25 protein-coding genes and 1 riboswitch are annotated in these 22,775 nt (G+C 75.1%); of the genes, 14 read left to right on the top strand and 11 right to left on the bottom strand.

Features of this window, described 5'->3' with window-relative positions:
* Positions 1 to 95: 95 nt before the first annotated feature.
* Together cobO and O2W53_RS01910 are read right to left on the bottom strand one after the other, a co-directional pair.
* Entirely contained in the window at positions 96 to 710 is a 615-nt protein-coding gene (cobO, locus tag O2W53_RS01905) for a cob(I)yrinic acid a,c-diamide adenosyltransferase (protein ID WP_269161352.1), read from the bottom strand.
* Between the two features lie 73 nt (positions 711 to 783).
* Positions 784 to 2,853 (bottom strand): putative cobaltochelatase, encoded by a 2,070-nt coding sequence (locus O2W53_RS01910; RefSeq protein WP_269161353.1) that lies wholly within the window; start codon positions 2,851 to 2,853, stop codon positions 784 to 786.
* 46 nt (positions 2,854 to 2,899) lie between these two features.
* Positions 2,900 to 3,011: riboswitch (adenosylcobalamin (AdoCbl) riboswitch) on the bottom strand.
* A 78-nt stretch (positions 3,012 to 3,089) separates the two neighbouring features.
* On the opposite strand from O2W53_RS01910, the gene O2W53_RS01915 reads away from it, so the two are divergent.
* From O2W53_RS01915 to O2W53_RS01945, 7 genes are all read left to right on the top strand, one after another.
* Positions 3,090 to 3,536: a hypothetical protein gene (locus tag O2W53_RS01915; RefSeq protein ID WP_269161354.1), complete on the top strand. Its 447-nt coding sequence runs from the start codon at positions 3,090 to 3,092 to the stop codon at positions 3,534 to 3,536.
* Between the two features lie 29 nt (positions 3,537 to 3,565).
* Positions 3,566 to 4,015, top strand: coding sequence for a hypothetical protein (locus tag O2W53_RS01920; protein ID WP_269161355.1), 450 nt, complete (start codon positions 3,566 to 3,568; stop codon positions 4,013 to 4,015).
* Positions 4,015 to 4,515 carry a hypothetical protein gene (locus tag O2W53_RS01925; protein WP_269161356.1) on the top strand — a complete coding sequence of 167 codons (501 nt, stop codon included), beginning with the start codon at positions 4,015 to 4,017 and terminating at the stop codon, positions 4,513 to 4,515. The genes O2W53_RS01920 and O2W53_RS01925 overlap by 1 nt, the downstream gene beginning before the upstream one ends.
* On the top strand, positions 4,512 to 4,805 hold the full coding sequence (locus O2W53_RS01930) for a transcriptional regulator (protein WP_269161357.1): 294 nt from the start codon (positions 4,512 to 4,514) through the stop codon (positions 4,803 to 4,805). The genes O2W53_RS01925 and O2W53_RS01930 overlap by 4 nt, the downstream gene beginning before the upstream one ends.
* 84 nt (positions 4,806 to 4,889) lie before the next feature.
* Positions 4,890 to 5,951: an AbrB family transcriptional regulator gene (locus O2W53_RS01935; protein WP_269161358.1), complete on the top strand. Its 1,062-nt coding sequence runs from the start codon at positions 4,890 to 4,892 to the stop codon at positions 5,949 to 5,951.
* 66 nt (positions 5,952 to 6,017) lie between these two features.
* Positions 6,018 to 7,082, top strand: coding sequence for an AI-2E family transporter (locus O2W53_RS01940; protein WP_269161359.1), 1,065 nt, complete (start codon positions 6,018 to 6,020; stop codon positions 7,080 to 7,082).
* Between the two features lie 144 nt (positions 7,083 to 7,226).
* Positions 7,227 to 7,430, top strand: coding sequence for a hypothetical protein (locus O2W53_RS01945; RefSeq protein WP_269161360.1), 204 nt, complete (start codon positions 7,227 to 7,229; stop codon positions 7,428 to 7,430).
* Between the two features lie 12 nt (positions 7,431 to 7,442).
* Here the strand turns inward: O2W53_RS01945 and O2W53_RS01950 are convergent, their stop codons facing one another.
* Positions 7,443 to 8,048 (bottom strand): type II toxin-antitoxin system PemK/MazF family toxin, encoded by a 606-nt coding sequence (locus O2W53_RS01950; protein ID WP_269161361.1) that lies wholly within the window; start codon positions 8,046 to 8,048, stop codon positions 7,443 to 7,445.
* Positions 8,049 to 8,278: 230 nt separating this feature from the next.
* Between O2W53_RS01950 and O2W53_RS01955 the strand changes: the two genes are divergently transcribed.
* Positions 8,279 to 8,479, top strand: a complete 201-nt coding sequence (locus O2W53_RS01955; protein WP_052090506.1) for a hypothetical protein — start codon at positions 8,279 to 8,281, stop codon at positions 8,477 to 8,479.
* 48 nt (positions 8,480 to 8,527) lie between these two features.
* On the opposite strand, the gene O2W53_RS01960 is transcribed toward O2W53_RS01955, so the two are convergent.
* The gene (locus O2W53_RS01960) at positions 8,528 to 8,953 is read right to left on the bottom strand and encodes a VOC family protein (protein ID WP_269161362.1); all 426 of its coding nucleotides are present in this window, start codon (positions 8,951 to 8,953) and stop codon (positions 8,528 to 8,530) included.
* 33 nt (positions 8,954 to 8,986) lie between these two features.
* Entirely contained in the window at positions 8,987 to 9,607 is a 621-nt protein-coding gene (locus O2W53_RS01965; RefSeq protein ID WP_269161363.1) for an MSMEG_1061 family FMN-dependent PPOX-type flavoprotein, read from the bottom strand.
* A 53-nt stretch (positions 9,608 to 9,660) separates the two neighbouring features.
* Between O2W53_RS01965 and O2W53_RS01970 the strand changes: the two genes are divergently transcribed.
* Positions 9,661 to 10,050 carry an acyl-CoA thioesterase gene (locus O2W53_RS01970; RefSeq protein ID WP_269161364.1) on the top strand — a complete coding sequence of 130 codons (390 nt, stop codon included), beginning with the start codon at positions 9,661 to 9,663 and terminating at the stop codon, positions 10,048 to 10,050.
* On the opposite strand, the gene O2W53_RS01975 is transcribed toward O2W53_RS01970, so the two are convergent.
* The 5 genes from O2W53_RS01975 to O2W53_RS01995 form a co-directional block, all read right to left on the bottom strand.
* The gene (locus O2W53_RS01975; RefSeq protein WP_269161365.1) at positions 10,037 to 11,536 is read right to left on the bottom strand and encodes a cobyric acid synthase; all 1,500 of its coding nucleotides are present in this window, start codon (positions 11,534 to 11,536) and stop codon (positions 10,037 to 10,039) included. The two genes, O2W53_RS01970 and O2W53_RS01975, sit on opposite strands and share 14 nt — an antisense overlap.
* A gap of 136 nt (positions 11,537 to 11,672) precedes the next feature.
* Entirely contained in the window at positions 11,673 to 12,317 is a 645-nt protein-coding gene (locus O2W53_RS01980) for a lysophospholipid acyltransferase family protein (RefSeq protein WP_269161366.1), read from the bottom strand.
* Positions 12,318 to 12,406: 89 nt separating this feature from the next.
* Positions 12,407 to 13,129 (bottom strand): PAS and ANTAR domain-containing protein, encoded by a 723-nt coding sequence (locus O2W53_RS01985; RefSeq protein WP_269161367.1) that lies wholly within the window; start codon positions 13,127 to 13,129, stop codon positions 12,407 to 12,409.
* Positions 13,130 to 13,335: 206 nt separating this feature from the next.
* Complete coding sequence (yczR, locus tag O2W53_RS01990; protein WP_269161368.1) at positions 13,336 to 14,799, bottom strand: MocR-like transcription factor YczR; 1,464 nt, start codon at positions 14,797 to 14,799, stop codon at positions 13,336 to 13,338.
* A 263-nt stretch (positions 14,800 to 15,062) separates the two neighbouring features.
* Complete coding sequence (locus O2W53_RS01995) at positions 15,063 to 16,016, bottom strand: cobalamin biosynthesis protein (protein ID WP_269161369.1); 954 nt, start codon at positions 16,014 to 16,016, stop codon at positions 15,063 to 15,065.
* Between the two features lie 45 nt (positions 16,017 to 16,061).
* Here O2W53_RS01995 and def point away from each other — a divergent pair, with 45 nt between their 5' ends.
* From def to cobM, 3 genes are read left to right on the top strand one after another with little or no spacing between them, the layout of a single operon-like run.
* The gene (gene def / locus O2W53_RS02000) at positions 16,062 to 16,619 is read left to right on the top strand and encodes a peptide deformylase (protein WP_269161370.1); all 558 of its coding nucleotides are present in this window, start codon (positions 16,062 to 16,064) and stop codon (positions 16,617 to 16,619) included.
* Positions 16,616 to 17,827 (top strand): precorrin-6y C5,15-methyltransferase (decarboxylating) subunit CbiE, encoded by a 1,212-nt coding sequence (gene cbiE, locus O2W53_RS02005; RefSeq protein ID WP_269161371.1) that lies wholly within the window; start codon positions 16,616 to 16,618, stop codon positions 17,825 to 17,827. The genes def and cbiE overlap by 4 nt, the downstream gene beginning before the upstream one ends.
* A complete protein-coding gene (gene cobM / locus O2W53_RS02010; RefSeq protein ID WP_269161372.1) occupies positions 17,824 to 18,564 on the top strand; it encodes a precorrin-4 C(11)-methyltransferase in 741 nt (246 codons plus the stop codon). Before cbiE ends, cobM begins: the two co-directional genes overlap by 4 nt.
* Here the strand turns inward: cobM and O2W53_RS02015 are convergent.
* Complete coding sequence (locus O2W53_RS02015; RefSeq protein ID WP_269161373.1) at positions 18,561 to 19,643, bottom strand: cobalt-precorrin-5B (C(1))-methyltransferase; 1,083 nt, start codon at positions 19,641 to 19,643, stop codon at positions 18,561 to 18,563. The genes cobM and O2W53_RS02015 overlap by 4 nt on opposite strands.
* A gap of 128 nt (positions 19,644 to 19,771) precedes the next feature.
* Between O2W53_RS02015 and O2W53_RS02020 the strand changes: the two genes are divergently transcribed.
* Entirely contained in the window at positions 19,772 to 20,509 is a 738-nt protein-coding gene (locus O2W53_RS02020; protein WP_269161374.1) for a cobalt-precorrin-6A reductase, read from the top strand.
* A 183-nt stretch (positions 20,510 to 20,692) separates the two neighbouring features.
* Positions 20,693 to 22,645 (top strand): family 43 glycosylhydrolase, encoded by a 1,953-nt coding sequence (locus O2W53_RS02025; protein WP_269161375.1) that lies wholly within the window; start codon positions 20,693 to 20,695, stop codon positions 22,643 to 22,645.
* Positions 22,646 to 22,775 lie beyond the last annotated feature (130 nt).

Below are 22,775 nucleotides of genomic sequence, written 5' to 3' on the forward strand. Positions count from 1 at the left end.
CGCGACAGAAATGGCCATCTCTGTCCCCGGGTGGGGACGTGACGGTCGACAAGGAGCGACAGAAATGGCCATTTCTGTCGGACAGGACGGGCGGGTCACCACTCGATCCCCCGTTGGCCCTTCTGGCCGGCGTCCATCGGGTGCTTGACCTTGGTCATCTCCACGACCAGGTCGGCGGCCTCGATCAGCGCCGGCGGGGCGTTGCGCCCGGTGATGACGACGTGCTGGCTGCCCGGCCGGTTCGTCAGGGTCTCGACGACGTCGTCGATGTCGACCCAGCCCCACTTCAGCGGGTAGGTGAACTCGTCGAGCACGTAGAAGCGGTGCGCCTCGGCGGCCAGGTCGCGCTTGATCTGCGCCCAGCCCTCGGCGGCGTCACCGGCGTGGTCGGTCTCGTCGCCGTGCTTGCGGGACCACGACCAGCCCGAGCCCATCTTGTGCCAGACCACCGGGCCGCCCTCGCCGGTGGTCTCGTGCACCCGGCCCAGTGCGGTCAGCGCGTTCTCCTCGCCGACCTTCCACTTGGCGCTCTTGACGAACTGGTAGACCGCGATCGACCAGCCCTGGTTCCACGCCCGCATCGCCATCCCGAAGGCGGCGGTGGACTTGCCCTTCATCTCGCCCGTGTGCACTGCGAGCAGCGGCCGGTTGCGGCGCTGCCGGGTGGTCAGCCCGTCGACCGGGACCGCGGTGACCTGTCCCTGCGGCACTAGTCCTCCTCGCTGGCGCTCGTCGGCCGACTGCCTGGCACTGTGCTCATCGGTGAGCTCGCGAGCTCGCTCACTAGGCCGCCTCTCGCACCGTGCGGACCAGCGACTCCGCGCCGAGCTCCTCGAGCCGCATCGTCTGTGCGCCCAGCGCCGTGCCCAGCGACGCGGCCAGTCCCAGCCGCACCGGCCCGGACTCGCAGTCGACGACGACGCTCGCCGTCCCGGCCGCGGCCAGCAGGCCGGCGGCCCGGCGGGCGTCGGAGAGGTGGTCACCGCCGCGCGGCCCGGTCGCCCGGCCGTCGGTGACGACGACGAGCAGCGGACGGCGCTGCGGGTCACGGACCCGCTCCAGCCGCAGCGTCTCGTGCGCTCGCAGCAGCCCCGCGGCGAGCGGCGTGCGCCCGCCGGTGGGCAGGCTGGTCAGCCGGGCGGCCGCGGCCTCCACCGACCAGGTCGGCGGCAGGGTCAGCTCGGCGTCCCCGCCGCGGAAGGTGATCAGCCCGACCTTGTCCCGGCGCTGGTAGGCGTCCATCAGCAGCGAGAGGACGGCGCCCTTCACCGCGGCCATCCGGGATCGGGCGCCCATCGAGCCGCTGGCGTCGACCACGAAGAGGACCAGGTTGCCCTCCCGGCCCTCCAGCGTCGCCTGGCGCAGGTCCTCGTGCTGCAGGCGCAGCCCGGCGCCCGTGCGGCCACGGGCCCGCTGGTGCGGTGCCGCGGCCAGCACGGTGTCGACCAGGTGCAACTTGGTGACGCTGCCCTCGGGACGGCGGGAGCCGACCACCCGGCCGCGCTCGCTGCGCGCCTTCGATCGCCGGCCCGCCGCGCCCGCACCGATGCCGGGGACCTCCAGCCGCTGCACCCGGAACGCGGCGTCCGGGGCGACGGCGGCCTTCTCCGGGGCGGGCGCGGCGTCGGTGTGCCCGCCGCCCTCACCCCGCGGCGCCGTCGTCGGCGGCTGCTCGTCCGCAGCCCCGCCGTCCTCCGGAGCCGGCGCCGACTCACCCTCAGCACCACCGGAATGGCCATCCTGGTGGTCGGGGGAGCCGTCGCCCGGGGGAGGGCTGCCGTCGTCTGGGCCGTCGGTGGGGTCGGTGCCCTCGGGTGGGGTGGGGTCGTCGTCCGGGTCGTCGTCGGGGCGGGAGTCGGTGAGGGCCTGGTCCAGGGTGTCGTCGTCGAGGCCGGGGGCGTCGAAGGGGTTGCGCCGGCGGCGGTGCGGGAGGGCGAGCCGGGCGGCGACCCGGACGTCGTCCTCGGTGACGTCGGTGCGGCCGCACCAGGCGGCGTGCGCGATCGCGGCGCGGGCGGTGACCAGGTCGGCGCGCAGGCCGTCGACGTCGAAGGCGGCGCAGACGCTGGTGACCTGGCGGAGCGCGGCGTCGCTCAGCACCACGCTGGGCAGCAGGGCGCGGGCCGCGGCGATCTGGTCCGCCAGCTCACGCTCGGAGACGGCCCAGGCGGCGGCGAAGGCGGCCGGGTCGGCGTCGTAGCCGAACCGGCGGCGGACCACCTCGGCGCGCAGGTCGGCGTCCCGGGGGGCGGCCACCTCGACGGTGAGCCCGAACCGGTCCAGCAGCTGGGGGCGGAGCTCGCCCTCCTCCGGGTTCATGGTCCCGACCAGCAGGAAGCGGGCGGCGTGCCGCACCGAGACGCCCTCGCGCTCGACGTAGGCCCGGCCCAGGGCGGCGGCGTCCAGCAGCAGGTCGACCAGGTGGTCGTGCAGCAGGTTGACCTCGTCGACGTACAGGACGCCGCGGTGCGCACCGGCCAGCAGCCCGGGCTCGAAGGACTTCACGCCCTCGGTGAGCGCACGCTCCAGGTCCAGCGAGCCGACCAGCCGGTCCTCCGAGGCGCCGACCGGCAGCTCGACGAGGCGGGCGGGGCGGGTGACGGGGCGGTCGTCGGCGGAGTGCGGGCCGTCCGGGCACTCCGGGTCGGGGGCGGCGGGGTCGCAGGCGAAGCGGCAGCCGGCGACGACGTCGACCGGGGGCAGGACGGCGGCCAGGGCGCGCACCGTCGTGGACTTCGCCGTGCCCTTCTCGCCGCGCACCAGCACTCCACCCACGGCGGGGGAGACGGCGTTGAGCAGCAGCGCCAGTCGCATGTCGTCCATGCCGACGACGGCGCCGAAGGGATAGGTCATCAGCAGACCACAGGTCCTCTCCCCGGGTGTCCACGCCCGGAGGTGGCAGGAAGCGACGGCGGGAGTTCCTGACTCCCCGGTCGGGACCGGGTCACAGTGGCGGGACCGCGCCGGAGTTGCACCGGGCTTCCTCCACTGCCGTCGCAGTTGGAGCGTCATTCGACCACGCGCACCCCGGGTGAGGACAGGGGCGTGTCTCTTGACGAAGTGGAAAGTGATGCGGCAGTCTTTCCGGCATGGAAAGAGACGGGATCGACCGGGGGGACGCCGCCGCCCAGCTGGTCGCCCTGCAGGCCGACCGGGCGGCGCTGGCTGATCGCGTGATGCAGCCCTGGTGGCACGACGTGGCGTCGGGGCTGTTGCTCTTCGGCTTCCTCGCCTCCTACGTGATCGAGACCTCCTGGGTGCGCGCGATGGCGGTGCTCGTCTTCGCGCTGGGCCTCTGCGCGTTGGCGTGGAGCTACCAGCGGCGCACCGGCGTCTGGGTGTACCCGGACAGCAAGGCCTGGCTCACCTGGGTGCCGCTGGCCCTGGTCGTGTCGGTACCGGCGATGGTGCTGGCGGAGGACCACGGCCAGCTGTGGGCCATGCCCGTCGCCGGCGCCGTCCTCGGCCTCGCGCTCGCCCTGCTGAGCCGCTGGTGGACCCGTCGCTGGATCGCCGAGCTCCGGGGCGAGCTGTGAACGGCGGCGAGTCCCAGGCGGATGGGCCGGTGACCGGCCCAAAGGCGGCGGCCGCGCAGCTCGCGGCGCTGCAGTCGGACCGGGCTGCGCTGGCCGACCGGGCGATGCAGCCCTGGTGGTACGACGCGCTGCTGGGGCTGATGACCTTCGCCTTCTTCGCGTCCTACTCGCTGTGGTTCCCCTGGGGTCCGCTGGTGGCCATCCCCCTCTTCGGCGCGGGCACGCGCTGGCTGATGTCGGTGTACCGGCGCCTCACCGGCACGTGGGTCAGCGGCGACCGGCCCGGTCCGACCCGGCGTGCGTGGCGGGTGTGGATCGTCTGCAGCCTGGCGGTCCTGGCGCCGGCCATGGTGCTGGAACTGCTCCTGGACGTCCGCGGCGCGATGGCGGTGGCCGGCGTGGTCCTCGGGGTCGGCATCGCGTTCATCAGCCGGTGGTGGTCCCGGATCTACATCGCCGAGCTCCGGGGCGAGCTGTGATGGGTGAGGACGGCGCCCGGGCGGACCCCATCCCGTCGGCCACCGAGCGGGACGCCGCCACGGCCCAGCTCGCCGCGCTCGAGGCCGACCAGGTGGCGCTCGCCGAGCGGATCGTCCAGCCGTGGTGGTGGGACGGCGCACTGGGACTCCTCTTCGCGGGGTTCATCAGCAGCTACTCCACCCACAGCGGCTTGGTGATCGGCGCGGCGCTGCTGGTCTTCCTGGCCGGGGTGCGCGCTCTAGAGGCCACGTACCGGCGGATCACCGGGGTCTGGTGGGACGCGCGCGAGGTCGGCCCGGTCCAGGACCGGGTCCGCCGGGCGACACGCTGGTGGCTGGTCGGCTGCCTCGGTGCCATGGCCATCGGCGCCGCTGCTGAGTTCCTGCTCGACGTACGCGGCGCGATGGTCGTCGCCGGCGTGGCGCTCGGCATCGGGGTCGCCCTGAGCTCGCGCTGGGTGACCCGGATCTACGTCGCAGGCCTGCGGGCCGGGCGGTGACCGCCGTCGAGCCGCGGTTCGACGCCGTCGTCCACGCACCGCCCCGGCTGCAGATCTGCGGGCTGCTGGCCGCCGTCGACACGATGGAGTTCGCCGCCGTCCGGGATGCGGTGCAGGTCAGCGACTCGGTGCTCTCCAAGCACGTCAAACAGCTGGAGGAGGCGGGCTACGTGCAGGTGCGCAAGGCGACCATCGCCTCCCGCCAGCGCACCAGCCTGGCGCTCACCAAGGCGGGCCGGGCGGCGTTCGACGCCCACGTCGCCGAACTCCGCCGCATCGCCGGCGTCTGAAGAAAGACCGCCTTCCCTCTGCCCTTCGCCAGCTCAGGGCGGGTCCCGGAAAGGGAGCCGAGGGGGTCGGGCAGAGTGCCCGGCGTGGCACGGGGGCGATGGCGGCGGGTGCTCGACTGGACCGTGGTCCTCCTCGTCGGGATCGGCGCCACCCTGGCACTCGACCTCCTCGCCGTGCCCTCCGCCGCGTTGTTCGGCGGCCTGGTGGCCGGGCTGGGGCGGGCGCTGCTCGGCTCGACACCGCTGGCGCTCCCGCGCCCGGCCGGCACCGGCGCGCAGGCGGTCATCGGGGTCTCGATCGGCGCGCTGATCCAGGCCGACACGCTGCGCACGGTCGCCGACCACTGGCTGCCGGTGCTGCTGATCACCGTCGCCACGCTCGCCGTCAGCCTGGTCGCCGGGCAGCTGATGCGGCTGCAGCCCGGGATCAGCCCGGTCACCGGCGCGTTCGCGATGATCGCCGGCGGCGCCTCCGGGATCACCGCGATGGCCCGGGACCTGGGCGCCGACGCGCAGGTGGTCGCCGTCCTGCAGTACCTGCGGGTGCTGCTCATCGTGACCGCGATGCCGATCGTGGCCACCACGGTCTACGGTGCCTCGGGCGGTGCGGCGACGAGGGCCGACGAGGGCCCCGGCTGGCCGGCCGGGCTGCTGTTCACCGTGGTCTGCGTGGTCGTCGGGGTGCTGCTGGGCCGGGTGAGCCGGTTGCCGGTGGGCGCGTTGCTGGGGCCGCTGACGGTGGCCGCCGTCCTCGACGTGACCGGGCTGTCGCAGGGGGCCACCGTGCCGCCGCTGGTGGAGGCGGCCGGCTTCCTGGCGATCGGACTGCAGGTGGGGCTGGGGTTCACCCGGGCGAGCCTGCGGCTGGTCCGCCGGACGCTGCCCCTGGCGATCGTGCTCATCGTCGGCGCGGTCGTCGCCTGTGCCGGGCTGGGGGTGCTGCTGTCCCGCACCGCCGGGGTGAGTGCGCTCGACGGGTACTTGGCCACCACGCCGGGCGGGCTCTACGCGGTGCTCGCCACGGCGACCGGCAGCGGCGCCGACGCGACGTTCGTGCTCGCGGTCCAGGTGCTGCGGCTGTTCGTGATGCTCTTCTCCGCACCGCTGCTCGCTCGCTGGCTGGGTCGGGGACAGCGACCGGGGTAGCCGCTGCTCGGCAACGATCCGCGGTCGCCATGTGTCAGGCGGCGCAGACGTGGCATGTCCTGGTGCATGGCAGCTGAGGAACCCCGATCCCACCTCGATGACCGGGCCGCCCCCGCCTGGCTGGTGCGCACCGCCGCCGTGGGCGGGCGGCTGCTCGTGCTCGCGGTCCTGGTCTGGCTGCTCGCCGGGCTGGCCGTGAAGCTCACCCTGGTGCTCGTCGCCGTGCTGACCGCGCTGCTGCTCGCCGGGGTGGCCGCACCTGCGGTGCAGTGGGCCGGCAGGCGAGGCGTGCCGCGGTGGGTCTCCGCCGGTGCGGCCGTGCTGCTGCTCCTGGTGGTGCTGGTCGGCGCGCTGCTCGGCCTCAGCGCCCGGGTCGCCTCGCAGCTGCCCCAGCTCCGCGACGCCCTGGACCGGGTGTCCACCCAGTTCTCGGAACGCTTCGGCATGTCGATGCCCTCGATCGGTGACCTGGTGGGCGGCGGAGGGCAGGGCGGCTCCGCCGTCGGCGCGCTGGTCGGGCCGGCGCAGACGCTCCTCGAGGCCCTCCTCGGCGTCTTCCTCGCCCTGGCACTGGCGTTCCTGTTCCTGACCAGCGGCCCGGGCATGTGGCAGTGGCTGCTCGGCAAGTTCGGCGGCCGGGTCCGGGAGGACGTCGACGCGGGCGGCCGGGCGGCGTGGGGGACGGTGGGTGCCTACGTGCGCGGGCTGACCATCGTGGCCCTGTTCGACGCGGTCGGCATCGGGCTCGGTCTGCTGCTGCTCGGCATCCCGCTGGCGCTCACCCTGGCCGCGCTGCAGTTCGTCGCCTCCTACATCCCCACCATCGGCGCCTTCGTCGCCGGGGCGGTGGCCGTCCTGGTCGCCTACGGCGCCGAGGGCCTCGGCACCGCCGCGCTCGTGCTGGGCCTGGTCGTGCTCGTCCAGCAGCTCGGCAACGACGTCGTCGAGCCCTACGTGATGAAGAGCCGGCTGCCGATCAACGCGGCCATGGTCCTGATCGCGGTGACGGCCGGTGGACTGCTGTGGGGACTGGCGGGCGCGCTGTTGTTCGTGCCCCTGGTCGCGGCGGCGTCGGCGGCCGGTCACGAGGTCTGGACGCGGCACGGATCACGCCCGATCGCCGGCGGTTGACCGCCAGCGCTACGGGACGAGCGGCTCCTCGGTGCCTACCCTGGTCGGGGCCGCCACCCGGCGGGGCACTGGCACCGAGCGAGGAGGACCGCGCTGTCCGAGAACGACACGGCCGCGACCGGCACCCCCGAGGACGAGGGCGCCGTGCTGTTGTTCGTCGGCGGCCCGCTCGACGGTCGGGTCGAGGTCCGCGAGGCCCGGCACGGTGAGCCGCTGCCGACGATCACCCACACCCACCTGCACGGCGGGCCGAAGGTGGTGCACCGGTACGACCTGCGGTCGCTGACCGACTCCGCAGGGGTCTACCACCTGCGGTCCCGCACCCAGCCGGACGACGACGCCGGCTGACGGGTCCCGCCGTCAGCCGCGCAGCCGGCGCACCGCGACGGCGACCTGGTCGAACTGGGCACGGCCCAGCGCCGCGCCCTCGCGCCGGACGTCGCTGGGGTCGATCCGCAGGACCCGGTCGATCCGCGCCTCGCTGGGCCGGCCCTGCCGGTCCCACGCGCCGCTGCCCACGTCGACCCAGTGCCGGCCGTGCCGGGCCTCGTCGGCGGCGTCCCGGTCGTGGTCCTTGCTGGTCAGCATGAGACCCAGGAGCGCGTCGCCGTCGCGACCGACGACCAGCACCGGCCGGTCCTTGCCGCGGCCGTCGCCCTCGTCGAAGGGCACCCAGGTCCAGATGACCTCGCCCGGGTCGGGACGGCCGTCGGCCCGCGGCGCGTAGTCCAGTTCCAGCGGTCCGGTGTAGTCGGTCGCCAGGTGCACGCGCCGGGGCGGCCCCGCCGGGGGGAGCGGTGCCCGGGCGGGGAGCTCGGCGCCCGGTGTGGCCCACTCGGGGCGAGCCGGGGAGTGGTCGTCGGGACGCCTGCGCGCCCGGTCGCCCCGCCGGAGACTCCGCGCACCCTCCTGGACGACGACGCCCACCAGTCGCTCGAGTGTTCTCCGCCAGTTGCTGCCCGCCACCCTCGGCACGGTAGGCGATGGCTACCGCGACGCGCCGGGCGAGGACACGCCGGAGCCCGTCGGCGGTTCGGCCGCGCGCACCGCCGTGCAGACGACACGCGTGTGACTTCTGTGACAGATGGTGCCGAGAATGCTGCGAAGTGGTCACGACAACGCTTCACTCGCGGGCTGCCGGGTCACACTCCTGACGGCGACACGATCCGGTCGCCATGGGGGAAGAGGGTCGAGAGATGGCCATGGTCGAGCCGGTGCACCCGGCGGAGATGCTCGTGCCACCGGCGGTGCGCGCGAGCGCCCTCGCCGCCTGGCAGCTGGTCGAGGACGCCCGTTACCGGACGCCGGACCGACAGCGCCGCAACGAGCGGCGGCGCCTGCTGGCCCAGCGCGCCGTGGCCGACCGCAAGGCCGAGCGGGAACACCGTACCGACTGACGGACGACCCCGTGCTCCTGGTTCCGCGGGCTCAGCAGGGGCCCGCGGTCAGGTGAGGCAGAACTCGTTGCCCTCCGGGTCGGCGATCGTCACCCAGCGGTGCGGACCCTGCTGCCCCTCGTGCAGCACGGTGGCCCCACGCGCGGTCAGTCGCGCCACCTCGGCGTCCACGGCCTCCGCGCCCACCGCCACGTCCAGGTGCACCCGGTTCTTCACCGTCTTCGGTTCGGGGACCAGCTGGAACAGCACCCGCGGCGCCCCGCCCGTGGGGTGGTTGATCGCCGCGCCGGCCGTCCAGACGAGCTGGCCGTCGTACTGCATGGTGTCGGCCTCGGTCGCGAGGCCGGCGTCGACCATGCGGCGGATGAAGGCCTCGTCGGTGGGTTCTCGATCCCAGCCCAGGGCCTCGGCCCACCAGTCGGCGAGCGGGTGGGGCGCGACCGAGTCGACGGTGACCTGGAAGGTGTGTGCCATGCCGGGCATGCTGCACCCGGCCACCGACAGGAGCTAGAGCTCCCGGGCGAGGTCCGCGCGGATCGTCGCGTCGTCGGGCAGCGGGGTCTCCAGCGCGCAGTGGTCCTTCAGCACCTGGCCGAACGGCGTCATCGTCGAGCGGTCGACCTGGGCCGAGGGGTCCCACAGCCGCGAGCGCATCACGGCCTTGCCGCACTGGAAGTAGGCGCGCTCCACCTGCACGACCAGCACGGAGCGGGGCTCGCGGCCGAACTCGGTGAAGTCGATGCCCAGGTCGCCGGCGCCGGCCAGCGACGTCGTCCCGTAGACCTTCAGCGTCTCCTCGCAGCCGGGCACGAAGAACAGCAGCGCCGCCCGCGGGTTGGCGGCCAGGTTGCGCAGGCCGTCGACCCGGTTGTTGCCCTGCCGGTCGGGCAGCGCCAGGCGGTGCTCGTCGAGCACGTGCACGAAGCCAGGCTCACCGCCGCGCGGGGAGACGTCCGGCCACCCCTCGGCGTCGGCGGTCGCCAGCGTGGCGAACGGCGACCGGCTGATGAAGGCCCGGCAGTGCTCGTCGACCCGGTCGATGACCTTGTCGAGCACCAGCTGGGACGGGGCCCGGTAGCCGGCCAGCACCTCGAGGTCGGCAGCGGTGGTGTCGGGGGCGGCAGTCACGGCCCCGACGGTAACGGCCGGGCCGCCGGAGGTGGTCGGTAACCTGCCCCCTCGTGCCTGCGGTGTGGAGTGCTCCGGTCCGGTTCGTCGAGTGCGACCAGCAGGGCGTCGTCTTCAACGCCCACTACCTGACCTGGGCCGACGAGGCGGTCACCGCCTGGTGGGGCACGGTCGGGGTCCCGCACGGGGCGCTGGACGCCTGGGGCGTCGAGTACCTCGTCAAGGCCACCGCGCTGGACTGGAGCTCCTCGGCCCGGTACGGCGACACGGTCGCGGTCGACGCCGAGCTGACGAAGCTGGGCCGCACCAGCCTGACGCTCCTGCTCACCGTGCGGGTGGGCGAGCGGGTCTGCTGCACCGTGCAGACCACGTACGTGGCGACCACCGACGGTCGGCCGGTGCCGTGGCCCGACGAGGTGCGGGCCCGGGTCAGCGCGGGCTGAGCCCGCTGGCCAGCACCGGGAGCCCCGCCGGTGGCCCGGACTCGACCAGCCGCCACAGCGCGTCGGTGTCCGCGTGCTCGGCGATCAGGTCGCCGAGTGCGTCGAGCCGGGCCTCGCGTTGGTGCGCGAAGTCCGTGTCGGGGGCCACGGTGAACCGCCGGCCGGCGATCCGGGCGACCTCGGTGAGGAAGGCCCGGCGGAAGCCGTCGGACTCCAGGGCCCCGTGCCACGTCGTCCCGAAGACCGAGCCGGCGCGGGCGCCGTCCAGGAACGGCTCGGCGCCGTCGTCCAGGCGCACCACGCCGTGGTGGATCTCGTACCCGCGGACCGGCTGGCCCAGGGCGGAACCGGTCGGCCGGCCCAGGGTCTTCTCCCGGGCGAAGGTCACGTCGGCCGGCAGCAGCCCGAGCCCGGGGACGACGCCGGCCCGGGACTCGACGTCGTCGCTGATCGTGCGGGCCAGCATCTGGTGGCCGCCGCAGATGCCGAGCACCGGGCGGCCCTCGGCGGCCCGCCGGGCGACGGCGTCGGCCAGCCCGGTCTCCCGCAGCCACTGCAGGTCGGCGACGGTGGACCGGGTCCCGGGCAGCACCACCAGGTCGGCGTCGGCGAGCTCCTCGGGACGGGTGGCGTAGCGCAGCAGCACGCCGGGTTCGGTGGACAGCGCGTCCAGGTCGGTGAAGTTGGACAGCCGGGGCAGCCGGGCGACCGACACCCGCAGCACGTCCTCCCCGTGCGGCGGGCCGGCGGGGGCGCGGACGGCGTCGACGCCCAGGGAGTCCTCGACGTCCATCTCCAGGCCGCTGCGCCAGGGGAGCACCCCCAGCGTCGGCCGGCCGGTGAGCGCGGCGAGCTGGTCCAGACCCGGGGCCAGCAGTCGGACGTCGCCGCGGAACTTGTTGACCAGGAACCCGGCGACCAGCGCCTGGTCGGCCGGGGGCATCAGCGCCACGGTGCCGTAGAGGGCGGCGAACACCCCGCCCCGGTCGATGTCGCCGACCACCACCACGGGCAGCCCGGCGGCGGTGGCCAGGCCCATGTTGGCGATGTCGTCGGCGCGCAGGTTGATCTCGGTGGGGGAGCCGGCGCCCTCGCAGACCACCACGTCGAAGCGGGAGCGCAGGTCGGCCAGGCAGGCCAGCGCCTGCTCCAGCAACGCTGCCTTCATCGGCCGGTAGGACAGCGCGGTCACGTCGGCGACGGGCTTGCCGAGGACGACGACCTGGCTGGCGTTCTCCCCGCCCGGCTTGAGCAGCACCGGGTTCATCGCGGCCTCGGGTTCCACCCGGGCGGCGGCGGCCTGCATCACCTGGGCGCGGCCGATCTCGGAGCCGTCGGCGGTGACCATCGAGTTGTTGCTCATGTTCTGCGCCTTGAACGGCGCGACCGACACGCCCTGGCGCACCAGCCAGCGGCAGATGCCGGCGGTGACCACGGACTTGCCGGCGTCGGAGGTCGTGCCCGCGACGAGCAGCGCACCACCCATGGGGTCGCTCCGCGACCAGCCGTCCCGGCCGACCGTCACGGACGGCTCGCGTCGATCATCGGCGAACGGTCGCCGACACGCCGGTGGGGCGCCACCGGATGCCGATGATCATCACGGGGGGTGGTGCGGTGGGGGCTCACCAGCCGGCCTTCTCCTGGCCGGAGAGGTCCGCGATCGCCTCCATCACGCGGTCGGTGACCTCGCGCCGCGCCCTGCCCTTGCCCGCCAGGCCCCGGTGCTCGGGGAAGGTCAGCGGCTCCCCGAAGGTGACCCGCACCCGGTGCGGGCGCGGCCACTTCGCGCCGATCGGCTGGACCTTGTCGGTGCCGTGCACCGCCACCGGCACCACGGGGCAGTCGGCGGTCAGCGCCAGCCAGGCCACGCCGGTCTTGCCGCGGCCGAGCCGGCCGTCGCGGGACCGGGTGCCCTCGGGGTAGACGCCGAACCCCTCCCCGGCCTGCAGCACCCCGAGCGCGGTGTCCAGCGTCGCCTGGGCGGCCCGGGCCTCCTGTCGCTCGACCGGCAGCGCGCCCAGTGCGGTGAACAGCGTGCGCGTGAGCCAGCCACCGATGCCCGGGCCGTGCCAGTACTCGGACTTGGCCAGGTAGCCGACCTTGCGCGGCGCCATCAACGGGATGGCGAAGCTGTCGATGAAGGAGAGGTGGTTGCTGGCCAGGATGACCGGGCCGGTGAGGGGGACGTTGGCCCGGCCGGTGACCTTGGGCCGGAAGGCGAGGACGAACAGCGGCCGGAGCACGAACCGGACGAGCAGGTAGAACACGCCGCAGTCCCCCTTCCTCGTCCCGGCCTGCGTGACGCGGGTCCCGGCATCTTCTCCGACGACCGCCGGCCGGGGACGAGCGGGTGCGCTCAGACGGAGCGGCCGGGCGGGGACGCGTCGTGCAGGATCTCGCGGACGTCGTCGGGCAGCGGGTGGCGGCCGCTGGCCGAGTCGACGATCGCGACGGCCACGTCGCGCACCTTGCGGTGGGTGTGGCTGGAGATGTGCGCCAGCAGGTCGAACGCGACCTGGTCACCGCAGCTCATGAGCAGCATCAGGACGCCCTTGGCCTGCTCGATGGCCGCTCGGCTGGCCATCGCGCTGCGCAGCTGCTCGACCTCGGTCTCCAGTTGGTGCACGTGCTCGTCGGCGGGCTGGGGCGGGCGGCCCTCGGTGATGTCGACGACGAGGCCGGCCAGGGCGACCACCGCGCCGGACGCGTCGGTCTCCGGCTCGCAGGCGAGCACGACCGTCCGCTGCTCGCCGTCGGCGCGCACCACGCGGTGCTCGCGGGTGACGGCGGCGCCGGTGGTGCAGGCGACGGCGAGGGCCTCCTGGACGCCGGGGCGGTCGGCCGGGTGCACGTGGGCGAGGAGGAGCTGGGCACCGGGCAGGGTCGAGCCGTCCGGCATGCCGTAGAGGGCGTGCAGCTCCGGGGACCACCACCACTGCTCGGTGGCCAGGTCACCATGGAAGCGGCCGGTCAGTCGGGCGACGTCGGAGTCGACCGCGTGGAGCGCGCGGTGGACCCGGCCGGTCGCCCCGCTCGGGGTCGGGGCTGCGGGGTGGCGGTGGAGGGCGGAGGGCGACATGGCATCAGCCGGTTTCTCTGCTGGCGCACCGGTTGCTCCGGTGGAGGTCGTCGAGCCGTTGGCTTGACCCGGGCGACCCATCGAGCCCGCAGGCCCGACCGCTCCAGTGCCCGAGAAGTTACCGCTCGTGTGCACGCCGCGCACTCCTGCCCCAGCCCATCGAAAGAGCCACGGGCGGGTCTGACCTGGGGTGACGGCCCGATCACTCAGATGACGGTGGGCGCCGGAGTCGTCGGGTGACGGCCTGCCAGGCTGAGGGTCCCGGCGAGGGACGCGAGCACGTCGACCGCGGCGCACAGCTCGTCGGCCGGTCGGGTGAACGGGAGCCGTAGGTGGTCGTCGAAGGCGTGCCCGGTGCCGAAGACCCGCCCCTCGGCCAGCAGGACGCCCCGCGGGGCCGCTCCCGCGGTGAGCGCGGCGGAGCTCAGCCCCGGCGGCAGGGCGCACCACAGGGAGAGCCCGCCCGCCGGCGGGTGCACCCGCCACTGGGGCAGCCGGGCGGCCAGCGCGGCCAGCAGGGCGTCCCGCTGGGTGCGCAGCTGGTCGCGCCGCCAGGTCAGCACGGCGTCCAGGTCCTGCACGAGGGTCGTCGCCGCGAGCTGGTCCAGCAGGCCGACGGAGAGCTGACGCCGCCCCAGCACCGCGCTCAGCCGAGCGGCCAGCGCGGCGTCGGCGCGCAGCCAGCCGATCCGCAACCCGCCCCAGACCGGCTTGGCCAGCCCGCCGACGGTCACCGTCGCGGTGTCGGGCAGCCCGGCGGCGTACGGCGGCAGCGGGCCGCCGTCCGGGCCCTCGTCCAGGTACAGCTCGGCGCACGACTCGTCCACCAGCGTCAGCACGCCCTGCTGCCAGAGGGTCGCGGCCAGCCGGCGGCGCCCGGCGGCGGTCAGCCGGGCGCCGGTCGGGTTGGTGAAGTCGGGGATGAGCACGGCCATCCGTGGGCCGCTCTGCCGGGCGGCGAGGTGCGCCGCCTCCACGAGGTCGTCGGGACGGCGCTCGTCGACCGGTACCGGCACCAGCCGCGCGCCCACGCTCTCCACCAGACGCAGGGCGCCGGGGTAGCTGGGGTGTTCCACCAGCACCCGGTCGCCCGGCTCGAGCAGGGCCTCGGCGACCACCGCGGAGGCGTCGCCGACGCCGGAGGTGACGACGACCTGGTCGGGGTCGGTCGGCAGGCCGCGCGCGGTGAACCGGTCGGCGATCGCGGCGCGCAGCTCCGGCAGGCCACCGGGGGCGTACCCGTGGCCGGCGGTGTAGGTCGGGAGCCGGCGCAACGCCTGCTGGTAGGCCGGCTCCAGCTGGGGTGCGGCCGATGGTGCAGCGTGCGCCAGGTCGACCAGTCCGGGGACGTCCCGGGGCAGCCAGCCTGCCGAGGAGGAGGCGCCGCTGGGCACCTCGACGACCGTGCCCGAGCCCTGCCGGGTGCGCGCCCAGCCGTCCTCCCGCAGCACCCGGTAGGCCGAGGCGATGGTGACCCGGCTGGTGTCCAGGGCCGCGGCGAGGTCGCGCTCGGCAGGCAGCCGGGTGCCCGCGGGCAGCTGGCCGGTCAGCACCAGCTCGCGGACCCGCCGGGCCAGCCCGGCGTACCGGGGACCCGGCAGGGCCGCGACCGGCCCGATGAGCGCCGCGACCTCGTGCGTCGAACTGGCCTGCTGGACGTCGACTGGCATGGGACCACTGTGCCGGATTGGCCCGCTTTACGGGACCTTGACCGATGCCAGTGTCGCGGCATGAACCCCGGAACTGGTCTCGTCGTCCTGATCGGCCTGCTCGTGGCGCTGGGTGTCCTGGCCGGCGCCACGCTGCTGGTGACCCTGCGCGGCGGCCTGGGCCCGGCCGACCCGCCGGCCAGTCACGCGCGCACCGACCCGGCTGGCTTCCCCACGCCCTCCGAGCCCCGGGGTGCGCTGCGTCGCCGCCCGGGGGTGCCCCGTCAGGCGGAGCGGCCCCGACGGCGCGCTCGGCTCAGCCCCGCGAGGATGGCGGCCGCCGTCCACACCGCTCGGGAGAGCCGGACGGCCCGGCGGATGTCCCCGCGCACGGGGGGCTGACCGTCGCCCAGTGTGGGCCGCTCCTCCACGCGGGTGCCGTAGACGTTGCGGCCGCCCAGTCGCAACCCCAGGGCGCCGGCCAGCGCGGCCTCGCACCGGCCGGCGTTCGGGCTCGGGTGGGCGGCGCCGTCCCGGTGCCAGGCCCGCCAGGCGCCGGCGGGCGATCCCCCGGCCAGCGGCGCGACGGCCACGGTCAGCAGGGCGGTCAGCCGGGCCGGCAGCCAGTTCAGGACGTCGTCGAAGTGCGCCGCGGCCCAGCCGAAGCGGGCGTACCGCGCCGACCGGTACCCGACCATCGCGTCCAGGGTGTTGGCCGCGCGGTAGCCGAGCAGCCCGGGCAGGCCGGCGACCGCACCCCAGAAGAGCGGGGCGACGGCGGCGTCCGAGGTGTTCTCCGCGACCGACTCCACGGTGGCCCGCACCAGCTCCGCCTCACCGAGACCGCGGGGGTCGCGGCCGGCCAGGGTGGACAGGTGCGCCCGGGCGGCCGGCAGGTCCCCGGTGGCCAGGTGCCCCGCCATGGTGTCCGCCGCCCGGCCCAGCGAGGTGCCGCCGAGCACGGCCCAGGTGGCTCCGGCGGTCACCAGGGTCCGGGCGACCGGCCGGTCGGCGGTCGCCCGGTGCAGCACGGCGCCCAGCGCGGTCGCCGTCCCGACGCAGACGGTGGTGTAGCCGGCCCCTGCGGCGCGCGAGTCGCGCCAGACCCGGCGCTCCAGCGCGGCGGCCGCCCGGCCGAAACCGGCCACCGGGTGCCCGCGGCGCGGGTCGGCGAGCAGCAGGTCGGCGAGGGCGCCGAGGGCGAGCCCGGCGGCGGTCGGAGCGGGCCGGGTGCGCATCGCGGTCACTGTAGGCAGCGGGGGCACTCCCTAGGATCGACGGTCATGCGCCTGCCCGGCCGTTACGACGGCGTCGCCCGGCCGATCGTCACCTACGGCAGCAACCCGGTGCTGCACCGGCCGTGTGCCCCGGTGACCGAGTTCGACCGGGGGCTGCGGCACCTGGTCCTGGACATGTTCGCCAGCATGACCGCCGCCGACGGGGTCGGGCTGGCGGCCAACCAGATCGGCGTCGACGCGCGGGTGTTCGTCATCGACTGCCCGGACGCCGACGGCGAGGACGTCATCGGCTACGTCGTCAACCCGGTGCTCACCGTGCTCGACCCGGTCGGGGACGAGCCGCCGGTCGAGCTGACCGAGGAGGGCTGCCTCTCGGTGCCGGGCCCGTACGCCGAACTGGAGCGTGCCTTCCGCGCCCGGGTCGACGGTGTCGACGTGCACGGTCAGCCGACCGCGATCGAGGCGACCGGCATGGCCGCGCGCTGCCTCCAGCACGAGGTCGACCACCTCGACGGCACCGTCTACGTCGACCGGCTGCCCGCCGACCTGCGCGAGCGGCTGCTGGCCGAGGCCGCCGGCCCCGAGGGTGACCTGCCCGCATGAGCGGTCTCTCCGTCACCGTCGTCGGCGTGGGGGCAGACGGCTGGGACGGGCTCTCCCCGGCCGCCCGACAGGCGATCTCGGGGGCGGCGGTGCTGCGGGGGAGCGCCCGGCAGCTGGGGCTGGTGCCTCCGGACGTCGTCGCCGAGCGGGTGCCCTGGCCCTCGCCGATGGGTCCCGCCCTGGCCGACCTGCCCGCGGCCCACCCGGGGCGCCGCGTCGTCGTGCTCGCCAGCGGTGACCCGATGCTCTCCGGCGTCGGCACCTCGCTGGTCCGGCTGTTCGGCGCCGACGCCGTCGAGGTGGTGCCGCACCCGTCGTCGGTGACGCTGGCCTGCGCCCGGCTGGGCTGGGCGGTGGAGGAGACGACGGTGGTCTCCGTCGTCGGCCGGCCGGTCTCGCTGGTCCTGCCGCACGCCACTCCTGGCCGGCGGCTGCTGGTGCTGGGTTCGGACACCCGGACGCCGGCGGAGCTCGCCGCCCTGCTCGCCGGGTCGGGCTCCGGCGCCAGCCGGCTCACCGCGCTGGCCCAGCTCGGCGGCCCCGCCGAGCGCCGGTTCACCGGCACCGCCGCCGGGTGGCCGCACCCGGAGACCGACCCGCTGGTGCTCACCGCCGTCGAGGTGGTCGCCGACCCGGGCGCCGTGCCGCTGCCGACCGTCCCGGGCCTGCCCGACGACGCCTACTCCTCCGACGGGCAGCTGACCAAGCGCGACGTCCGGGCGGTGACGCTCTCCCGGCTCGCCCCGCTGCCCGGCCAGCTGCTCTGGGACGTCGGGGCGGGGGCCGGCTCGATCGGCATCGAGTGGATGCGGGTGCACCCCTCGTGCCGGGCGGTCGCGGTGGAGTCCGACCCGGTCCGCGCCCAGCGGATCGGCCGGAACGCCGAGCGGCTCGGCGTCCCCGACCTGCAGGTGGTCGAGGGAGAGGCGCCAGCCGCGCTGCTCGGGCTGCCCCAGCCGGACGCCGTCTTCGTCGGGGGCGGCGCGACGACGCCGCTGCTGCTGGACACCGTCTGGGAGGTGCTCGCCCCGGGCGGCCGGCTGGTGGTCAACGCGGTGACGGTGGAGAGCGAGGCGGTGCTCGCCGAGTGGCACGGCCGCTGCGGCGGCTCGCTGACCCGGCTGTCGGTCGCGCAGGCCCAGCCGGTCGGCGGCTTCACCGGCTGGAAGCCCGCCATGCCCGTGACGATCTGGAGCGTGACCCGATGACCGTCCACTTCATCGGGGCAGGGCCGGGGGCCGCCGACCTGGTCACCGTGCGGGCCGCGCGGCTGATCGCGTCGTCCCCGGTCTGCCTCTACGCCGGTGCGCTGGTGCCCCGCGAGCTGCTGGACACCGCGCCGGCGGGCGCCCGGCTGGTGGACACCGCCGACCTCGATCTGGACCTGATCACCGCGGAGTTGGTCGCCGCGCACGAGGCCGGGCTGGACGTTGCCCGGCTGCACTCGGGTGACCCGTCGGTCTACAGCGCGATGGCCGAGCAGATGCGCCGGCTGGACGCGGCGGGCGTGCCCTACGACGTCGTCCCCGGCGTGCCGGCGTTCGCCGCGGCGGCCGCGTCGCTGAAGCGTGAGCTGACCGTGCCGGGGGTGGCGCAGACCGTCGTCCTGACCCGGACGTCGGCGCGGTCGACGCCGATGCCGCCGGGGGAGACGCTCGCGGCCTACGCGGCGACCGGCGCGACGCTGGTGCTGCACCTGGCCGTGCAGCGGATGGACGCCCTGGCCCCGGAGCTGGCCGCGCACTACGGCGCCGACTGCCCGGTGGCGGTGGTCGCCAAGGCCAGCCGGGACGACGAGCTCGTGCTGCGCGGCACGCTCGCCGACATCGCCCAGCAGGTCAGCGACGCCGGGGTGCGGCGGACGGCGGTGGTGATCGTCGGCCGGGTGCTGGCCGCCGAGCAGTTCCTGGACAGCCACCTCTACTCGACGACGCGATGCCGTTAGCTGCGGCCGACGATGGTGCCGGCGCGGTCGATCACCACGACGTCGACCTCGACCGGGGCGCCGAGCAGCACCCCCTCGGCGGTGCGGCGGGCGCCGGCGGCGACCAGGTCGCCCAGCGGGAGGCCGGCGGCGGCGCACTGCTGCAGGGCGTCCAGCGCGGTGTTCGCCTGCCGCACGCCCTCGACCAGTGCCGGGGCGCCGCCGGCCTCGGCCACGAGCTGGGCGAGCGCGGCGAACGACACCTGCGAGCGGGCCGAGTGCAGGTCCAGGTGCCCCTCGGCGAGCTTGGCCAGCTTGCCGATGCCGCCGGCCACCGTCAGTCGCGGCACCGGGTGCCGGCGCAGGTACTTGAGCACCGCGCCGGCGAAGTCGCCCATGTCCAGCAGCGCGTCCTCGGGCAGGCCGTACAGCTCCTGGGCCACCCGCTCGCTGGTCGAGCCGGTGCACCCGGCGACGTGCTCCCGCCCGGCGGCGCGGGCCACGTCGATGCCGCGGCGGATCGAGTCGATCCAGGAGGAGCACGAGTAGGGGACGACGACGCCCGTCGTCCCGAGGATCGACAGGCCGCCGAGGATGCCCAGCCGCGGGTTCCAGGTCTTCCGGGCCAGCTCCGCGCCACCGGCCACGGACACCTCGACGACGACGTCCCCGCTGCCGCCGTGCCGCTGGGCGACGGCGGTCACGTGCTCGGTCATCAGCCGGCGCGGCACCGGGTTGATCGCCGGCTCGCCCACCGCGAGCGGCAGGCCGGGCTTGGTCACCGTGCCCACGCCCTCGCCGGCGCGGAAGACCACACCGCTGCCCGGGTTGCCGCGGGTCACGCGGGCGGAGACCAGCGCGCCGTGGGTGACGTCGGGGTCGTCGCCGGCGTCCTTGACGATGCCCGCCGAGGCGCCGTCCCGGTCCAGGGACTCACGCGCCAGGGCGAAGGACGGGTGCTTGTCGTTGGGCAGGTCGATCGAGACCGGGTCGGGGAACTCGCCGGTCAGCAGCGCGGTGTAGGCGGCGGTGGTGGCCGCGGTCGCGCAGGCGCCCGTCGTCCAGCCGTGTCGCAGCCCGCCGCTGCCGTCCCTGCTCACGGGACCATCGTGCCTGGCCCGGGCCGAACGCCGGTGCGGACGTCGATCACATCGAGTGGCGGGCTGTCGACGCCTCACCGGCCGGGAGACGTGGACGACCCGGCACTCGAGGGTCACGGAGGCGCGGGATGACCGGTCAGGTGCTGGTGCTCGGCGGTACCGGCGAGGCCCGGCGGCTGGCTGCCGAGCTGGTCGCCGCGGGCGTCGACGTCCTCTCCTCGCTGGCCGGGCGGGTGGCCGACCCGGTGCTGCCCGCGGGGGAGGTGCGGATCGGCGGCTTCGGCGGCGCGGACGGGCTCGCCGCGTGGCTGGCCGAGCACCGGCCGCAGGCGGTCGTCGACGCCACCCATCCCTTCGCCGCGCAGATCACCGCCGCGGCGGCCACCGCCGCGGCCGCGCAGGGCACGCCGCTGCTGCGGTTGCAGCGTCCCGGCTGGACACCGCAACCGGGGGACACCTGGCGACATGTCGACTCGCTGGCCGCGGCGGCCGAGGTGGTGGCCGGGTACCGCAGCGTCTTCCTCACCACCGGCCGGCAGGGCGTCGGTGCCTTCGCGTCGTTGCCGGGGCGGGTGCTGGTGCGTTCGGTCGACCCGCCCGACGAGCCGCTGCCGGCCGGGGCGACCCTGCTGCTGGACCGCGGGCCGTTCAGCCTCGCCGACGAGCTGGCGTTGCTCCGTGAGCACGCGGTGGACGTCGTGGTCACCAAGGACTCCGGCGGGCACATGACCGAGGCGAAGCTGATCGCCGCCCGGGAACTGGGGGTGCCGGTCGTGCTCGTCCGCCGGCCGCCGCTGCCGGACGGCGTCGCGCTGGTGCCGACGGTCGAGGACGCGCTGGCCTGGCTGGCGGACCTGCGCCGGTGACCGAGAGCCGTGGGAACGCCAGGAGCCGGTTCGTCCCACGATGAGCACGTAGGGCCATCGAGCGTTACACGGACAGCAACTTGCATCGTTGTAAATGAGTGACCAGACTCACTCTCGCACCGCGCAGCCCTGGTGCCCCAGCGTCCCCGACGGGGTGGACGCCCGCCTGAAGAGAGTCGCCCCATGACCCGTTCCCTCCTCCGCCGGGCGTGGGTGCCCGCGCTCACGGCAGCCTTGCTGGTCGGCTCAGCAGCGCTCACCGCTCCGGCCGCCGCCGCACCGGCACCCGCCGCCGCACCGGCACCCGCCGCCCCACCGCTCGTCGCCGGAGCCGACCGGCCCGCAGACCCGGTCGCGCACGACCCGACGCTGGTCAAGGAGGGGGACTGGTTCTACCTCGCCATCACCGGCGACGCCGCCACCGGCAGCGACTACATCCCGATGAAGCGGTCGAAGGACCTGATCACCTGGGAGGACCTGCCGCCGGTCTTCACCGAACTGCCCGCCGATGTCCTGGCCGCCATCGGCGCGACCCCGGCCGACGCCCCGCAGGACGCCTGGGCCCCGGACCTCAGCTGGACCGGCAGCGAGTGGCGGCTCTACTACTCGGCCTCCCGCTTCGGCACGACCAACTCCGTCACGGCACTGGCGACGACGGCGTCGCTGGACCCGGCCGACCCCGACTACGGCTGGGTCGACCGCGGCCCGGTGCTGGAGAGCGAGGCCGGCAGCACCGACTACAACGCGATCGACGCCAACCAGGTCACCGACGCCGAGGGCGGGGAGTGGCTGACCTTCGGCTCCTTCTTCGGCGGCCTGAAGATCGTCGCGCTGGACCCGGCGACCGGGAAGCTCGCCCCCGGCGCCCCGGTGTTGCCGCTGGTCGACCGGCAGATCCAGTACAACCCCGTCGAGGGGCCCTCGATCATCCGCAACGGCGACCACTACTACCTGTTCGCGGCCTTCGACTACTGCTGCCGTGGCGAGGAGAGCGACTACCGGGTGGTCGTCGGGCGGTCGACGTCCATCACCGGCCCGTACCTGGACCGGGACGGTGTCTCCCTGCTGGAGGGCGGCGGTACCGAGGTGCTGCGCGGCTACAACGAGTTCCAGGGCACCGGACACCCGGACGTGTACTCCGCCGACGGGGTCGACTACTTCGTCAACCACTACTACGACGCCCTGTCCGACGGCACGCCGCGGCTCAACGTGCGCACGTTGTCCTGGTCCGACGGCTGGCCGACGGTCAGTGACCCGGTCAACCCCAGCCGCTCGGCCGGTCACGGCTCGGCCTACGTGCAGGTGGTCCCGCGGGACGGTGCCGCGGTCGTGTCCAACGCGACCTGCGGCTACGCCGGGGCCAACCTGGCCCTGGCCGCCGCCTCGCCGACCGACCCCTGCCAGCAGTGGCAGATCGACGCCCGGGACGCCGCGCAGGTCACCGACGGCAGCGAGACGGGTTCGCGGTTCCAGAATCGGAAGAGCAACATGGCCGCCGACTTCCCCGGCTGCGCGGAGGCGCAGAGCAGCGGCAACGTCGGCCAGTTCGACTGGCTGGGCAACTTCTTCTACAACGTCTGCCAGCGCTGGCTGTTCTCGCCTGCGCCCGACGGCTACACGACGATCTCCTCCATCGCGGGGCGCAACCTCGTGTGGACGGCCGAGGGGCAGACGCCGGGCGCCAACCTCGGCGTGGCGACGCCGACGGGTGCGGCGGACCAGCAGTTCCGGTTCCAGCCGGTCGGTGACGTCCTGCTGGGCAGTGCCACCGACCAGACCCGGACCCTGGGTGTGGCCGGGTGCACGGCGGCCAAGGGCAACGGCAACAAGGTGCGGATGGAGACCCGGGTCGCCGGCTCCTGCCAGACCTGGACGGTGACCTCCACCGGCGGCGCCGGCTACACGGTCACCAACGCCGCCACCGGCTCGGTGCTCGCCTCGACGTCCTGCACCACCGGCAGTGCCCCGGCCCGGCTGCGCCTGCTCCCGGCGGGCAAGGCGGGCAAGGCGGGCAAGGCGGGCAAGGCGGGCAAGGCGGGCGAGTGCAGCACCTGGACGCTCGTCCCGGGCGACGACGGCACGTGGTCGCTGGCCACCGCCGGCACCACCCAGGAGGTCCGGCTGCTCATCCCCTGACCGATCCCGCACCACCGTCCGGCGGCCGGCGTCCCCTCGCGGGGCGCCGGCCGTCGTCGTCCCCGGCCTCCGGACGGCGTCGTGCTGGTGCCGACGGTCGAGGACGCTGGCCTGGCTGGCGGACCTGCAC

The sequence above is a fragment of the Modestobacter sp. VKM Ac-2978 genome, assembly GCF_026968025.1.
Taxonomy (GTDB): domain Bacteria; phylum Actinomycetota; class Actinomycetes; order Mycobacteriales; family Geodermatophilaceae; genus Modestobacter.